General features: G+C 65.3%; 13 protein-coding genes, 2 tRNA genes and 1 pseudogene. 1 reads left to right on the forward strand and 15 read right to left on the reverse strand.

The window, feature by feature from the left end; all coding sequences use genetic code 11:
* From EPK82_RS08950 to EPK82_RS08965, 4 genes and pseudogenes are all read right to left on the reverse strand, one after another.
* Positions 1 to 125, reverse strand: a pseudogene (locus EPK82_RS08950) (C4-dicarboxylate ABC transporter); the annotation flags it as partial.
* A 134-nt stretch (positions 126 to 259) separates the two neighbouring features.
* On the reverse strand, positions 260 to 1,252 hold the full coding sequence (gene dctP, locus EPK82_RS08955) for a C4-dicarboxylate TRAP substrate-binding protein DctP (protein ID WP_037055351.1): 993 nt from the start codon (positions 1,250 to 1,252) through the stop codon (positions 260 to 262).
* Between the two features lie 306 nt (positions 1,253 to 1,558).
* On the reverse strand, positions 1,559 to 2,944 hold the full coding sequence (locus EPK82_RS08960) for a sigma-54-dependent transcriptional regulator (RefSeq protein WP_037055349.1): 1,386 nt from the start codon (positions 2,942 to 2,944) through the stop codon (positions 1,559 to 1,561).
* Positions 2,941 to 4,752 carry a sensor histidine kinase gene (locus EPK82_RS08965; RefSeq protein ID WP_134676359.1) on the reverse strand — a complete coding sequence of 604 codons (1,812 nt, stop codon included), beginning with the start codon at positions 4,750 to 4,752 and terminating at the stop codon, positions 2,941 to 2,943. Before EPK82_RS08965 ends, EPK82_RS08960 begins: the two co-directional genes overlap by 4 nt.
* Before the next feature lie 232 nt (positions 4,753 to 4,984).
* On the opposite strand from EPK82_RS08965, the gene EPK82_RS08970 reads away from it, so the two are divergent.
* Complete coding sequence (locus tag EPK82_RS08970) at positions 4,985 to 6,610, forward strand: methyl-accepting chemotaxis protein (RefSeq protein ID WP_134676360.1); 1,626 nt, start codon at positions 4,985 to 4,987, stop codon at positions 6,608 to 6,610.
* Positions 6,611 to 6,655: 45 nt separating this feature from the next.
* On the opposite strand, the gene rfbD is transcribed toward EPK82_RS08970, so the two are convergent.
* The 11 genes from rfbD to EPK82_RS09025 all read right to left on the reverse strand — a co-directional run bounded on the left by rfbD (position 6,656) and on the right by EPK82_RS09025 (position 15,060).
* A complete protein-coding gene (gene rfbD / locus EPK82_RS08975) occupies positions 6,656 to 7,519 on the reverse strand; it encodes a dTDP-4-dehydrorhamnose reductase (RefSeq protein WP_037055342.1) in 864 nt (287 codons plus the stop codon).
* Entirely contained in the window at positions 7,516 to 8,064 is a 549-nt protein-coding gene (gene rfbC, locus EPK82_RS08980) for a dTDP-4-dehydrorhamnose 3,5-epimerase (protein ID WP_037055341.1), read from the reverse strand. The genes rfbD and rfbC overlap by 4 nt, the downstream gene beginning before the upstream one ends.
* Entirely contained in the window at positions 8,061 to 8,933 is an 873-nt protein-coding gene (gene rfbA / locus EPK82_RS08985) for a glucose-1-phosphate thymidylyltransferase RfbA (protein ID WP_134676361.1), read from the reverse strand. Before rfbA ends, rfbC begins: the two co-directional genes overlap by 4 nt.
* A gap of 9 nt (positions 8,934 to 8,942) precedes the next feature.
* Positions 8,943 to 10,004 carry a dTDP-glucose 4,6-dehydratase gene (gene rfbB / locus EPK82_RS08990; protein ID WP_134676362.1) on the reverse strand — a complete coding sequence of 354 codons (1,062 nt, stop codon included), beginning with the start codon at positions 10,002 to 10,004 and terminating at the stop codon, positions 8,943 to 8,945.
* A gap of 122 nt (positions 10,005 to 10,126) precedes the next feature.
* A tRNA-Thr gene (locus tag EPK82_RS08995) sits at positions 10,127 to 10,202 on the reverse strand.
* Positions 10,203 to 10,495: 293 nt separating this feature from the next.
* Positions 10,496 to 11,710 (reverse strand): methyltransferase, encoded by a 1,215-nt coding sequence (locus EPK82_RS09000; RefSeq protein ID WP_134676363.1) that lies wholly within the window; start codon positions 11,708 to 11,710, stop codon positions 10,496 to 10,498.
* Between the two features lie 49 nt (positions 11,711 to 11,759).
* Positions 11,760 to 12,449 carry an ABC transporter permease gene (locus EPK82_RS09005; RefSeq protein ID WP_134676364.1) on the reverse strand — a complete coding sequence of 230 codons (690 nt, stop codon included), beginning with the start codon at positions 12,447 to 12,449 and terminating at the stop codon, positions 11,760 to 11,762.
* A complete protein-coding gene (locus tag EPK82_RS09010; RefSeq protein ID WP_134676365.1) occupies positions 12,446 to 13,141 on the reverse strand; it encodes an ABC transporter permease in 696 nt (231 codons plus the stop codon). The genes EPK82_RS09005 and EPK82_RS09010 overlap by 4 nt, the downstream gene beginning before the upstream one ends.
* A gap of 54 nt (positions 13,142 to 13,195) precedes the next feature.
* A complete protein-coding gene (locus tag EPK82_RS09015; protein ID WP_047586557.1) occupies positions 13,196 to 13,948 on the reverse strand; it encodes an ABC transporter substrate-binding protein in 753 nt (250 codons plus the stop codon).
* 15 nt (positions 13,949 to 13,963) lie between these two features.
* Positions 13,964 to 14,737 (reverse strand): ABC transporter ATP-binding protein, encoded by a 774-nt coding sequence (locus EPK82_RS09020; RefSeq protein ID WP_037055322.1) that lies wholly within the window; start codon positions 14,735 to 14,737, stop codon positions 13,964 to 13,966.
* A 247-nt stretch (positions 14,738 to 14,984) separates the two neighbouring features.
* A tRNA-Phe gene (locus tag EPK82_RS09025) sits at positions 14,985 to 15,060 on the reverse strand.
* Between the last annotated feature and the right edge of the window lie 17 nt (positions 15,061 to 15,077).

Below are 15,077 nucleotides of genomic sequence, written 5' to 3' on the forward strand. Positions count from 1 at the left end.
CAGTAGAACAGGGTGTAGAAGTTGTTGAGGATCACGTAGACGAAGGTGATCAGGGTCATGGCAGCGAGAAGAAAGGCGATGAAGCCTTCCTCGAAGTGCTCCCAGGCGCGCCGCAAGGCGTTCATGGTCGGGTCTCCCGAATGGAAAGGGCGTAGGGTGGGGCGGTCGTGGCCGACCCACCATGTGCAGCATGTCGGCGTACAGGACGCCGAGGTGGGTCAGTATCTGGCGATACTGCCCACCCTACGGCTCTCCGGCCTTACTGCTGGTTGGCGGCTTGGGCGGCCTTGATCAGGTCGGCACCGATTTCGCCTTCGAACTTCTTCCACACCGGCTGCATGGCGTCGCGCCATTGGCCACGTTGCTCGGGCGTCAGGGTCAGGATCTCGGTGGTGCCGGCGTCCAGGATGCGCTGCTTGTCACCCTGGTTGAGGGCGTCAGCCTGCTTGTTCACCTCGACGGTGACCTCGGCGATGATCTTGTCCAGCTCTTCGCGTACGTCAGCCGGCAGACCGTCCCAGAACTTGGTGTTGGTGATCAGCATGTAGTCCAGCAGGCCATGGTTGGACTCGGTGATGTACTTCTGTACTTCGTGCATCTTCTGGCTGTAGATGTTCGAGTAGGGGTTCTCGGCACCGTTGACCACGCCAGTCTGCAGGCCCTGGTAGACCTCGGCGAAGCTCATCTTGCGCGGGTTGGCGCGCACGGCCTTGAACTGCTCTTCCAGTACGGCGGAAGCCTGTACGCGGAACTTCAGACCACGGGCGTCCTTCGGCTCGCGCAGCGGCTTGTTGGCCGACAGCTGCTTGAGACCGTTGTGCCAGTAGGCCAGGCCGGTGATGCCCTTGTCGGTCATGGAGGTCAGCAGCTTCTGGCCTTCCGGACCTTTCTGGAAGCGATCGACCGCAGCCATGTCGTCGAACAGGAACGGCAGGTCGAATACCTGCAGTTGCTTGGTGTAATGCTCGAACTTGGCCAGGGACGGGGCAATGATCTGCACGTCACCGAGCAGCAGCGCTTCCATTTCCTTGCCGTCGCCGAACAGCGAGGAGTTCGGGTAGACCTCGACCTTGACCTTGTCGCCCAGGCGCTCTTCAGCCAGTTGCTTGAACAGCATGGCACCCTGGCCCTTCGGGGTGTGCTCGGCAACGACGTGGGAGAACTTGATGACGATCGGGTCGGCGGCGTGAACGACGCCAGCGATGGACAGGGACAGGGCGCAAGCCAGCGCCTTGGCAGTCAGTTTGAACATGCGGATGCTTCCTCTTGTTGTGTTTATCGCATTGGCGCCGGGGCGCTGCTGACGAACGGACAAGAGCAAGTCTAGGCGGCTTGGAGAAAAACGCCGGTGGCGTCAGCGAGGCCTGGACTTGTACTTGTGGGTTCGCTTGGGGCAAGTCTAGAGCAACCCTTGTGCCAGGCCTCTGTGGCAGGCGCATGACAAGCGCGCAGAAGCCCATCGCTAGCGGCCTCGATGGCCTCTGGCCAAGCGTGGTCGGGGGCTTTCGAGGCGCTTGCGGCGCTGTCGGGACGGACGAATCTGGCGGTTTGCCGCCAGTCAGTCGAAATCCTCTGGCGAGCTTCCGCCAGCGCCGGAGAAATTCAGGCCGTGCTTGCGCAGTTTGTCGTGCAGGGTCTTGCGCGGCACGCCCAGGGCTTCGGCCAGGCTGCGCAGCGAACCGTGCGGGCGGCTCAGCTCGGCGGCGATCAAGGCACGCTCGAAGGCTTCCACCTGTTCGCTGAGGCCGCCGTTGACCGGTGGCAGGTTCGGCGCGTTGCTGTCCAGCGCCAGCTCCAGGCCGAGGGCGAAGCGTTCGGCGGCATTCTGCAGTTCGCGCACGTTGCCCGGCCATGGATGCCTCAGCAGCAGCGCGCGCTGCCCGGGCTGCAGCTCGCGCGAGGCCAGGGCGTGGCGTGCGGCGGCGCCATCGGCGAAGTGCTGGAACAGCAGCAGGGCATCTTCGCCGCGCTCGCGCAGTGGCGGAATGGACAGCGGTGCGACATTCAGGCGGTAGTAGAGGTCGGCCCGGAAACGCCCGGCATCGGCGGCCTGGCGCAGGTCTTCCTTGGTCGCGGCGATGACGCGGATATCCAGCGGGATCAGCTGGTTGCCGCCGAGGCGTTCGACCACGCGTTCCTGCAGCAGGCGCAGCAACTTGACCTGCACGTCCAGGCTCATGCTCTCGATCTCGTCGAGGAACAGGGTGCCGCCGTTGGCGAACTCGAACTTGCCGATACGGCGTTTCTGCGCCCCGGTGAAGGCCCCGGCCTCATGGCCGAACAGCTCGCTTTCGACCACCGATTCGGCCAGCGCCCCCGCGTTGATGGCGACGAAGGGGCCGTTGCGGCGGTTGGACAGGTCGTGCAGGGCGCGCGCCACCACCTCCTTGCCGGCACCCGTCTCGCCGAGGATCAGCACATCGGTGGCGATGCCGGCGAGGGCGCCGATCTGTTCACGCAGGCGGTGCATGGCCGCCGACTGGCCAACCAGGCGGCTGGCCAGCTGCTGGCGGTCGGTTAGCGCCATGCGCAGGCTGCGGTTGTCCAGGACCAGGCGGCGCAGCTCGAGTGCCCGGCGCACGCTGTCGAGCAGGTCATCGTTGGCGAATGGCTTCTCCAGGAAGTCATAGGCGCCCGCGCGCATCGCCTGCACGGCCAGCGGCACGTCGCCGTGGCCTGTAATCAGCAGCACCGGCAGTTCGGCATCGCGTTCACGCAGTTGCTGCAGCAGCTCCAGGCCATCGATGCCGGGCATGCGGATGTCGCTGACCACCACGCCTGGCCAGCCGGCCGGAATGCGCGCGGCCAGGCCCTGGGCATGGCCCAGGCTGAGGACCTTGAACCCGGCCAGATCCAGCGTCTGGCTGAGTGCCTGGCGCAGATGGGCGTCGTCGTCGATCAGCAATACCTGGATGCGGCTGTCGATGGCGCTGTCGCTGGTCATGGCGAGGGGTCCTCTGAAGGTTGCAGGTTGACGCCTGGGCTGGCCAGGCGCAGGCGCAGGGTGATCAGCGCGCCGCCAGCCGGATGATTGGCCAGCAGCAGCTCGCCGTCCAGGGCGCGTACCAGGCTTTCGCAGATCGCCAGGCCGAGGCCCAGGCCCTGGGCGCTGGTCTTGGTGGTGAAGAAGGGTTCGCGGGCACGCGCCAGGGATTCGGCGGAGAACCCCGGGCCGTTGTCGCGCAGCAGCAGGTCGAGATGATCGGCCTGCTGCTCGACGCTGATCCAGATCCGCCGTGGCGGCGCCTTGTCGACCAGGGCATCGAGGGCATTGCCCAGCAGGTTGCCGAGCACCTGGCGCAGCCGGGTCTCGCCGGCCTGGACCCACAGCGTGGCGTCCGGCAGGTCGCGTATCAGCTCGACATCCATGCTTCTGCGCCGCTTGGCCAGCAGCGATAAGGCATCGTCCAGCGCGGGCTGCAGGGCGACGCGCTCGGGCGCATGACGGTCGCGCCGGGCGAAGGCGCGCAGGTGGGCGATGATCGACGCCATGCGCTCGGTCAGTTCGCTGATCAGCCTGAGGTTGGCGCGGGCGTCGTCACTGCGCTGGTGGTCGAGCAGGGTGCTGGCGTTCTCGGCATAGCTGCGGATGGCGCCCAGCGGCTGATTGAGTTCGTGGCTGATGCTGGCGCTCATGGTGCCGAGCGCGGACAGCTTGCCGGCCTGCACCAGTTCGTCCTGGGCGCGTACCAGCTCCTGCTGGGCGTGCTCGCGCTCCAGCACTTCCTGCTTGAGGCGGCTGTTGAGCAGTTCCAGGTCCTGGGTGCGTTCGGTCACCCGTTGCTCCAGGTCCGCCTTGGTCTGGGTGTCGAAGGCGATGCGTTCGAGGTAGTGGCGACGGCGCTGCATCATCAGGCCGAGCAGCAGCAACAGGGCCAGCAGGGCGGCGGCGCCGACGGCCACGGCAGTACGCACCGGGCGGTCGAGCAGGATGTGCGGGGCGAGGATGCTCACTGTCCAGCCGGTCTCCTCGAGGGCACGGCTCTGCGTCAGCCAGGCGCCCGGGTCGAGGTCCAGCACCGGCGGCGCCTGCGTGGGGTAGGGCTGGTTGGCGGCGATCGCCAGTTGCTCGGCGCGGTCCAGCGGGCGGCTGGCGTGAAAGCGCCAGTCCGGGCGCGAGGTGAGGATCACCACGCCATTGATGTCGGTCACCATCAGCTGCTCCGGGGTGTTGCCCCACAGCGTTTCGGTGTGGTCCAGGTCGACCTTGACCACCAGTGCGCCGATGTTGCGCTCGCCATCGCGTACCGGGTAGGCGAAGTAGTAGCCGCGCTTGCCGGAGGTGGTGCCCAGGCCGAAGAAACGCCCCAGGCGCCCGGCCAGTGCCTCGCGAAAATAGGGGCGGAAGGCGAAGTTGCCCGCGACGAAGCTGTCGGACTGGTCCCAGTTGGAGGCTGCCAGGGTGATGCCGCGCGGATTCATCAGGTAGATCACGTCGGCCCCGGTCTGCTTGCGGATGCGCGCCAGCAGGCGGTTGGCGTCGTCCAGCGCGGCCGGGTCCTGCGGTGCATAGAGGGCGGCGCGCAGCCCCGGCAGGTCACCGAGGATCTGCGGCAGCACCTCGTAGCGGCGCAGGGTGCCGAGCAGGTTGGCCACGTACAGGTCCAGCGTCTGGCGGTTCTGCTCGGTGAGCACGCCGCGGTAGTAGCGTTCGGCGAGAAAGTGCACCGGCCACAGCAGGGGCGCCAGCAGCAGGGCCAGCAGCAACAGGCTGCGCCAGCGGAGACGACGGGGATGGGGAGGCCTGGGCATGGAAGATGACTGTTGAAGGTGGGCGGGCGATGGTCGGTGCAGAATTCAGGATATGGTCGATACTGTAACGTAGCGCCATCGGTAAGTGCGCGTGTTCGTGGCCCGGCGAGGTCGGGTCGCGTGCATCTGCTGCCGAGAGGATGCCTGTTGTCTGGTGGTGCCAGGGATCCATGGGCCACCCGTTGCGCTCCGCAGGGACGATACATGCGCGTTGTCCTGCAGGAGAACAGCCATGCTGTCACGACTCACCGTTCGTATGCGTTTGTTGTTCCTCGCGCTGCTGCCATTGGTGGTGCTGGTGTTGGTGATCGGCATGGCGGTGAACAACGCCAGCCGGCTGAACCAGAGCTTCGAGGAACTGTTCAAGGACCGGATGCAACCGGTCAGCCAGCTCAAGGTCTTCGCCGACGCCTACGCGGTGACCATCGTCGACTCCCTGCACAAATACCGCGCCGAACTCTTCGACGAGGCCAAGCTGCGCGAGGCCCTGGCCTCGGCCCGCCAACGCGGCGACCAGGCCTGGAAGGCCTACCTGGCGACCAACATGACCGCGGACGAAAAGGCCAGGGTCGAACGGGTGCGCGTCGACCTGCAGCAGGTGCAGCAACTGGTGGACCAGTACATGGGCAAACTTGATGGCGGCCAGCTGCGGGCGATCGAGCCGCGCAGCTTCAACCGCGAGCTGTACGGCACCTTCGATCCGCTCGGCAGCGAGCTGGAGCAACTGATCGCCCTGCAGCTCAGCGAGGGGGAAAAGCTCGGGATTCGTACCGGTGAGCTGTACCAGTCGATGCGCAATACCTTCATCGGCATCGGTGTGGTCGCGCTGCTGCTGGTGCTGCTGGTGGCCCTGGTGATCGGCCTGTCGATCATCCGTCCACTGTCGGCCCTGCGCGGTGTGATCAGCGAGGTGCAGGAGAACGCCAACCTGACCCTGCGGGCCAACGCCGATGGTCGCGACGAGGTCGCCGACACGGCGCGGGCCTTCAATACCCTGCTCGAACATCAGCAGGCGTTGATCCGCCACCTGACCGAGACCGCCACCCAGCTGGCTGCGGCTGCCGAGGAAATGAGCGCGATCAGTGCCCAGGCCAGCCAGGCCGCGACCAGCCAGGGCGACCAGACCAACATGGTGGCCACGGCGGTGCACGAGATGAGCGTGGCGGTGCAGGAGGTGGCGCAGAATGCCCAGAGCATGGCTGGCGCAGCGGCGGGTGCCAACCGCGAGGCGCGCCAGGGGCGCGATCTGGTACAGGCCAACCTGAACGCCATTCGCGGCCTGTCCTCGTCGGTGGACGAGGCCGGCAAGGTGATCGACAGCCTGCACAGCCAGAGTGACGAGATCAGCAAGGTGCTGGGCGTGATCCAGAGCATTGCCGAGCAGACCAACCTGTTGGCGCTCAACGCCGCCATCGAAGCGGCGCGTGCGGGCGAGGCCGGGCGTGGCTTCGCCGTGGTGGCCGACGAGGTGCGGGCACTGGCCAGCAATACCCAGAAGGCCACCGAGTCGATCCGCAGCATGATCGAGGGCTTGCAGAGCGGCGCACGCAGTGCGGTCAGCGCCATGCAGCAGTCGCGCGAGCAGGCGCAGAACAGCGTCAGCCACGCCAAGGAGGCCGACGAGGTGCTCAATCACATCGCGCTCGCCATCGAGGGCATTGCCGACGGCAACGTGCAGATATCGGCCGCCACCGAGGAGCAGACGGCGGTGGCCAGCGAGATCAGCCAGAACATCAACGGGCTCAACGACAGCATCGGCGAGGTGGTCAACGGTGCCGAGCAGAGCTCACTGGCCAGCCGCGATCTCGCGCAACTGGCCAGTGGTCTGCAGCAGCAGATTCAGCGCTTCACCGCCTAGGGCAGGGGTGACTGGGCCTGTGCTGGGTGGCCTTGCGCAGAAGGTCTAGGGCGTTTCACCCAGGCACTGTTGCAGTGCCTGGCGCCAGTCGGCCAGGCGCAGGTTCCAGTCGCGCGCCAGGCGCGTGCCGTCCAGGCACGAGTTGAGCGGGCGGCGGGCCGGGGTCGGGTAGTCGCTGCTGGGGATCGGCAGCAGCCTGGCGCAGGGCTTGCCGGCGGCGCGCAGGTGCTCGGCGATGGCCTGAGCGAAGCCGAACCAGCTGGTCTGGCCCTGGTTGGTCAGGTGATAGGTGCCCCAGTGGCGATTGCCCTGCTGCCAGGCCTGGATCAGCTCGGCGCTGGCTGCCGCGATGCTGCCGGCCCAGGTCGGGGCGCCGATCTGATCGTCGACCACCTTCAACTCCTCGCGCTCCTGCAGCAGGCGCTGCATGGTCAGCAGGAAGTTGCGCCCGTGGCGCGAGTAGACCCAGCTGGTGCGCAGGATCAGGTGCTCGCAGCCGCTGGCGGCCACGGCCTGCTCGCCGGCCAGCTTGCTTGCGCCGTATACGCCGAGCGGATTGCTGGCATCGTCTTCCTGGTACGCGCCGTTCTTGCTGCCATCGAAGACGTAATCGGTAGAGTAGTGGATCAGCGGGATACCCAGCTCTGCGCAGGCCTTGGCCATGGCGCCGGGGGCTTCGGCGTTGACGGCGAAGGCGCGTTCGGGCTCCTGCTCGGCCAGATCCACGGCCGTGTAGGCGGCGGCATTGATCAGCAGTTGCGGGCGTTCACGCAGGATCGTCTCGCGCAGGCTGGCGGGTTGTTCCAGGTCGAATGCCTGGCGTCCCAGACTCAGCAGCTGGTGATCGGCGAGTGCGTGCTGCAGGGCTTGGGCAACCTGGCCGGTGTGGCCGCTGAGCAGAATCTTCATGCGAAGGTCTCGGCCTCGCTCAGGCTCACGCCCTGCTGGTCCTTGAGCGACAGCTGTGGCGTCAGGCCGTCGAGCGGCCAGTCGATGGCCAGTTGCGCGTCATCCCAGTAGATGCAGCGTTCGTGGGCCGGTGCGTAGTAGTCAGTGGTCTTGTAGAGGAACTCGGCGTAGTCGCTCAGCACCAGGAAACCGTGGGCGAAACCCTCGGGTACCCAGAGCTGGCGCTTGTTCTCGGCCGACAGGTGTACGCCGACCCATTTGCCGAAGTTCGCCGAGCTGCGGCGCACGTCCACGGCCACGTCGTAGACCTCGCCGGCGCTGACCCGCACCAGCTTGCCCTGGGCCTGCTGCAGTTGATAGTGCAGGCCGCGCAGCACACCGCGCGCCGAGCGCGAGTGATTGTCCTGCACGAAGTCGCGCTGCAGGCCGGTGGCCTCGGCGAAGCGCCTGGCATTGAAACTCTCGAAGAAGAAGCCGCGTTCGTCACCGAACACCTGGGGCTCCAGGATCAGCACTTCCGGCAGTGCGGTCTCGATCACCTTCACTGCGATTCCTCCGCCAGTTTGTACAGGTATTGGCCGTAGCCGGTCTTGCCCAGCGCCTTGGCGCACCTCAGCAGCTGGTCCCGGTCGATCCAGCCCTGCTGGTAGGCGATCTCCTCGAGGCAGGCGACTTTCAGACCCTGGCGCTTTTCCACCGTCTGCACGTACTGCGAGGCGTCGATCAGGCTGTCGTGGGTGCCGGTGTCGAGCCAGGCGAAGCCACGGCCGAAACGCTCCACGCGCAGATCGCCACGGGCCAGGTAGGCGTTGTTGACGTCGGTGATCTCCAGTTCGCCACGTGCCGAGGGTTTGACGGCCTTGGCGATGCGCACCACGTCGTTGTCATAGAAGTACAGGCCGGTCACGGCGAAGCTCGACTTCGGCTTGGCCGGTTTCTCCTCGATCGACAGGGCGTTGCCAGCGGCATCGAACTCCACCACGCCGAAGCGCTCGGGGTCGCTGACCCAGTAGCCGAACACGGTGGCGCCGCTGTCGTGGCTGGCGGCACGCAGCAGCATCTCGGTGAAGTGCTGGCCGTGGAAGATGTTGTCGCCGAGGATCAGGCACACCGAGTCACTGCCGATGAACGACTCGCCGATCAGGAAGGCCTGAGCCAGGCCATCGGGCGAGGGTTGTTCGGCGTACTGCAAGGTGATGCCGAACTGGCTGCCGTCGCCGAGCATCTTGCTGAAGTTCGGCAGGTCCTCGGGGGTGGAGATGATCAGGATCTCGCGAATGCCGGCGAGCATCAGCACCGACAGCGGGTAGTAGATCATCGGCTTGTCGTAGATCGGCAGCAGCTGCTTGGACACGCCGAGGGTAATGGGGTGCAGACGCGTGCCGGAGCCGCCGGCGAGGATGATGCCTTTCATTGAGACTCCTTAAAGTGCGCCGAGCCGCTGGCCCTGATAGCTACCATCCTGCACGCGGCGGCACCAGTCGAGGTTGTCCAGGTACCACTGCACCGTCTTGCGCAGGCCGCTGGCGAAGGTTTCCTCTGGTACCCAACCCAGCTCGCGCTCGATCTTGCTGGCGTCGATGGCGTAGCGCAGGTCATGACCGGGGCGATCTTGCACGTAGGTGATCAGCTCCTCGTAGCGGGCAATGCCGGCCGGTTTCTGCGGCGTCAGTTCTTCCAGCAGCGCGCAGATGGCATGCACCACGTCGAGATTCTTCTGCTCGTTGTGCCCGCCAATGTTGTAGGTCTCGCCCACCTGGCCCTCGCTGACCACCTTGAGCAGCGCGCGGGCGTGGTCTTCGACATAGAGCCAGTCGCGCACCTGCTGGCCATTCCCGTAGACCGGCAGTGGCTTGCCGGCCAGGGCGTTGAGGATCATCAGCGGGATGAGCTTCTCGGGGAAGTGGTACGGGCCGTAGTTGTTCGAGCAGTTGGTGATCAGCACCGGCAGGCCATAGGTGCGCAGCCAGGCGCGCACCAGGTGGTCGGACGCCGCCTTGCTGGCCGAGTACGGGGAGCTGGGTGCGTAGGGCGTGGTCTCGCTGAACAGGTCGTCGACGCCGTGCAGGTCGCCGTACACCTCGTCGGTGGAGATGTGGTGGAAGCGGAAGGCGGCCTGGCGTTCGGCATCGAGCCCGAGCCAGTAGCTGCGGACACTTTCCAGCAGGCTGTAGGTGCCGACGATGTTGGTCTGGATGAATGCGGCCGGGCCGTCGATGGAGCGGTCGACATGCGATTCCGCGGCCAGGTGCATCACGGCATCCGGCTGGAACTCGGCCAGCGTCGCGGCGACCTGCTCACTATCGGCGATGTCCGCCTGCACGAAACGGTAGCGCGGGCTGTCGGCGACTGTCTCCAGCGACTCCAGGTTACCGGCATAGGTCAGCTTGTCGAGGTTGAGCACCTCGTGATCAGTCTGCCGGATCAGGTGGCGAATCAGGGCCGAACCGATGAAGCCGGCACCGCCGGTGATCAGGATGCGCATACATCTACCTCGTGCTCTTGCGGCCGCTCCCGCCAGCTGCATGTGGAGCCGAAGCCGTTCTAGAAGACTGGTCGCTGTAAAAACAAAAAAGGCCTGCATGAGAGCAGGCCTTTGATACTAAATGGTGCCGGCACCAGGAGTCGAACCCGGGACCTACTGATTACAAGTCAGTTGCTCTACCAGCTGAGCTATACCGGCTTAGTGGGGGCGCCATTATATCCATTCATCGGCACGAGTAAAGCCACCTTCAAGCCGCATGTTTACGGGCCTGGCTATCAGCAGCGGTTCTTTTATGCACAAAGAGAAGGCATCGCCGAGCAGTACGCACCGCTGCTGTGCGCTTCGTCACGGTTTTTCGCAAGTCTTTGTTTTTCTGCAACTTATTTTTGTGGTCGAAAAATAGCCAGATGTCCGCAGGGCAATTCCCTCGGGTGCTGGGTGCTTTTGCCCAGAAAGCATCAACAGAGTTATCCACAGCTTCTGTGTGCAACTCAGGCGTGCTCGGCGACCAGCAGCAGGTTGCGTGGAGTCAGCTGGTAGTCGCAGAAGCTGCCCAGCTTCACGTCATAGCCCTGCTCCTGCAGGTACAGGGCGCGATCGAGCAGCAGCCAGAGCTCCAGCGGGCGACGGAACAGGTTGCGCAGCAGTTCGAGGTTGCGCACCTCGGCCAGGCGTTGCCAGCCGCGGGCCTCCAGCGCCTGCCAGTCCTGCTCGCCGGGAGCGGGCACCTCACGCAGTGCGGCCAGGTCCTGGCAGAAGCTGGCGAACGGCTTGCTGAACCACTCACTGGGCAGCGAGGGGGTCGGCAGGTACTCGTCGACGTCCCTGAGCTGGCGTTGCAGTAGGTCGAAGGCCAGGCGCCAGGCCATCGACTGATTGCGCTGGCGACGTACGCGGGCGCCCGCCGTTACGGTTTCGCTGAGCGGCAGGCCGAGGTCGTCACGTGACAGGCGCAGCGCCGATGCCTGCGCCAGCTGCGACAGGGCCTGGTAGTGCGAGGCGGCAATGCGGTTGTAGCAGCAGGGCGCGACCGCCAGCTGTGTACAGCCTTTCTGCCTGGCCAGTTGCAGCAGGCGTACGTGGAGGTCGCCGCAGGCATGCAGGGCGACGGGCGTCTGTCCGGCATCGAGTCGCTCGGCGACGTCGTCGCGGAGCACATCCTGATGCAGATGCGCCGCCTGCACGCCCAGGCGGCGGCTGAGCAGGTCACCGGCCTGCACCAGCGCCGGGTCGTACTCCAGGCACGTCAGTCGTTGCTCGTCCTGGGTCAGCCAGCGACCGAGATGGCCCTTGCCCGAGCACCAGTCGAGCCAGTGGCGCGGGCGCTGGTCGAACGACAGGTGGCTGGCGAAGGCCTGGATCTGCGCCATCTTGCGCCCGGGGACATCGACGCCGAACGCGTGCGAGCGCTGTGTGCCGGCTGCGTTCGGCAGTTCGCCCAGGGCGCTCAGCTCGCGCGCCTGGCGCGCCAGCTCGGCGAAAGGCGCGGGTGCTGCGAGCTGATAGGGGGCATTGTCGGCGGCCTCTGCCTGCTCCAGCGAGCGGCCGCGCAACCAGTTGGCGAGCTCGGGGAGCTGGCTCTCCCAGGGCAGTTGCAGGTGATGAAACGGCCTGGGGCGCCACAGGTCCTGGTGCTGCAGGAGGAAGCCGTCCAGCGCCTGGAAGCGGATGAGCAGATCGCCGGAGGTGAGGAAGGGCTCTGACATGATGCTCGTGACGGGCGAGGGGCCGTCCGCAAAGGACGGCCCGAACGGCTCAGCGACCCTGGCAGGCGTCGACGCGCAGCCAGCGTTCCAGCAGGCGGAAGGCCCTTACCAGAACAAAGGCGATGGCCAGGTAGAACAGGCCGGCCGCGAAGAAGATCTCGACCGGCAGGTAGGTGCGGGCAATGATGGTGCGCGCCATGCCGGTCAGTTCCAGCAGGGTGACGGTGCTGGCCAGGGCGCTGGCCTTGAGCATCAGGATCACTTCGTTGCTGTAGGCCGGCAAGCCGATGCGCGCGGCGCGCGGCAGGATGATGTAGAACATCGCCTGCGTCCGTGACATGCCCAGTGCACGGGCGGCCTCGACCTCGCCCTGCGGCACGGCCTGGATGGCGCCGCGCAGGATCTCGGCAATGTAGGCTGCGGTATGCAGGGTCATGGTGATGATTGCGCACCAGTAGGGGTCACGCAGGTAGGGCCACAGCGGGCCATGGCGCACGGCATCGAACTGCGCCAGGCCGTAGTAGACCAGAAACAGCTGCACCAGCAGCGGCGTGCCACGGAAGAAGAAGATGTAGCCGTAGGGTAGGGCGCGTACATACCAGTGCTTGGACGCGCGGGCGATGCCCATGGGCAATGCGACGATCAGGCCGGCCACGACGGCAATGGCCACCAGTTCGAGTGTCAGCAGCGCGCCTTCGGACAGGCGCGGCAGCCATTTGATGATGACTTCCCAGTTCATGAGGCGCTCCGGACGAAGCCACGGCTAGCGCGCTTCTCGAGGAAATGCAGGCCGATCATGGCGAGAACGGTCAGGCCCAGGTAGATGAAGGCGGCGACCATATAGAAGGTGAAGGGCTCCTTGCTCGCGGTCACGGCGATCTGCGAGCGGCGCATGATCTCTTCCAGGCCGATCACCGAGACCAGCGCGGTGTCCTTCATCAGGATCATGAACAGGTTGCCCAGGCCGGGCAGGGCGATGCGCCACATCTGCGGCAGGACCAGCTTCCAGAGAATCCGCCCGCTGGACATGCCCAGTGCCTGGCCCGCTTCGCGGTGGCCTTTGGGGATGGCGAGGATGGCGCCGCGGAACACTTCGGTGGCATAGGCACCAAAACACAGGCCGAGGGCGATGGTGCCCGCAGCGAAGGCGGAAAGCTCGAGGCTCTCGACGCCAAGCAGGTCGGCCAGGCTGCGCATCAGGCCGACGGTGCCGAAATAGATCAGCAGCACCCAGAGCAGCTCGGGCACGCCGCGCACGATGGTGGAATAGCTGCCGCCGAGCCACTGCAGTGGCTTGTACGGCGAAGTCTTGGCCAGCGCACCCAGCAGGCCCAGCACCAGACCGACCGACAGCGCGGACAGCGCCAGTTTGACGGTCATCAGGGTGCCGGCGGCCAGGGCGGGGCCGAATCCGTGGAGTTCGAAAATCATCGGAGGGCTCGGGCAGTTGCGCCGCCGCGTGGGCGGCGCAATGCCTTCAGGTCATCAATAGATGCTGAATGGGAAGTACTTGTCGTTGATCTGCTTGTAGGTGCCGTCTTCGATGATGGCTTGCAGAGCGGTGTTCAGCTTCTCGCGCAGCGGGTCGCCCTTGCGCACGGCGATGCCGATCTTGTCGTTGTCGAATACCGGGTCGCCCTTGAACTCGAAGTCCTTGCCGGCATCGCTCTTGAGCCATTCCCAGTTGACGAAGGTGTCGGCCAGCACGCCATCGAGACGGCCGGAGGCCAGGTCGAGGTAGGCGTTTTCCTGGGTGTCATACAGCTTGATGTCGACGACCTTGCCGAGGTTGTCTTCCAGCCAGGTGCCGGCGATGGTGGCGCGCTGGGCACCAATCACCTTGCCCTTGAGGCTGGCTTCGTCGGTCTTGAAGTCGGCGGACTTGGGCGCGATGAACTGCAGCTTGTTGGTGTAGTACGCATCGGTGAAGTCGACGGCCTGCTTGCGTTCGTCGGTGATCGACATGGAGGCGATCAGGAAGTCGAACTTCTTGGCGTTCAGGGCCGGGATGATGCCGTCCCAGTCGGAGGTAACCACTTCGCACTCGGCTTTCATCTTGGCGCACAGTGCCTGGCCGATTTCCACGTCGAAGCCGGTGACCTTGCCGCTGGCGTCGATCAGGTTGAAGGGCGGGTAGGCGCCTTCGGTGCCGAGTTTCAGTTTGTCAGCGGCGACAGCGCTGGTGCCGAAGGCCAGAGTGGCGGCCGCGGCCAGCAGGATCTTCTTATAGTTCTGCATGCATGTTGCTCCGTGTTAGCGATTGCTGGACATGAATTGTTTACAGCGTGCCGATTGCGGGTTTTCGAACACCTGGGCGGGTGGCCCCTGCTCCTCGACCAGGCCCTGGTGGAGGAACACCACCTCGCTGGACACCTGGCGAGCGAAACTCATTTCGTGGGTAACCAGCAGCATGGTGCGACCCTCGTCGGCAAGCGCGCGAATCACATTAAGCACTTCTTGTACCATCTCCGGGTCGAGGGCCGAAGTCGGTTCATCGAAGAGGATCACCTTCGGTTGCATGGCCAGGGTGCGGGCGATGGCTGCACGCTGCTGCTGGCCGCCGGAAAGCTGGTTGGGATAGACATGACGCTTGTCGGCGATGCCGACCTTGGCCAGCAGCGCCTCGGCCACCTCGGTGGCTTCGGCCTTGCTCTGGCCCAGTACGCGGCGCGGCGCCTCGATGATGTTGTCGAGCACGCTCATGTGCGGCCACAGATTGAAATTCTGGAAGACGAAGCCGATCTCGCTGCGCAGGCGGTTGATCTGCTTGTTGTCGGCGGCGATCAGGTCGCCGTTCTTCGCGGCCTTGAGCTTGAGCTCCTCGCCAGCGACGAAGATCTGACCCTCGTGCGGGTTTTCCAGCAGGTTGATGCAGCGCAGGAAGGTGGACTTGCCGGAGCCGGAAGAACCGAGGATGGAGATGACGTCACCGTCCCTGGCCGTCAGGGAAATGCCCTTGAGCACTTCGAGATCGCCGTAGCGTTTGTGCAGGTTGCGGATTTCCAGCGCGGGCGTCGCCTCGGCCATGGGGTGTGATCCTCTTCTTCTTCGAATGCGCTCCGGCGTACGGCGGGCCATCCTGGCTGGCGGCCAAGCTAGCATAGCGTTTCCGTGACCGCCAAGCCGTTTGCCGGGCGATAGCAGGTCGCCGGGTCGCAGGTGTCGCCTGGTTACAGTTGCTTGTCGCGCAGGCGAAACAATGGCACGAGAAATTTGCGGGAGGCAGAAAGCAAAAAGCCCCAGCACGTGGCTGAGGCTCTTTGTCATGTATCAGTGGTGCCCAGGGACGGAATCGAACCGCCGACACGGGGATTTTCAATCCCCTGCTCTACCAACTGAGCTACCTGGGCCAACGGGGCGCTATTAG

Source organism: Ectopseudomonas khazarica (assembly GCF_004521985.1).
In the GTDB taxonomy this organism is placed as follows: domain Bacteria; phylum Pseudomonadota; class Gammaproteobacteria; order Pseudomonadales; family Pseudomonadaceae; genus Aquipseudomonas; species Aquipseudomonas khazarica.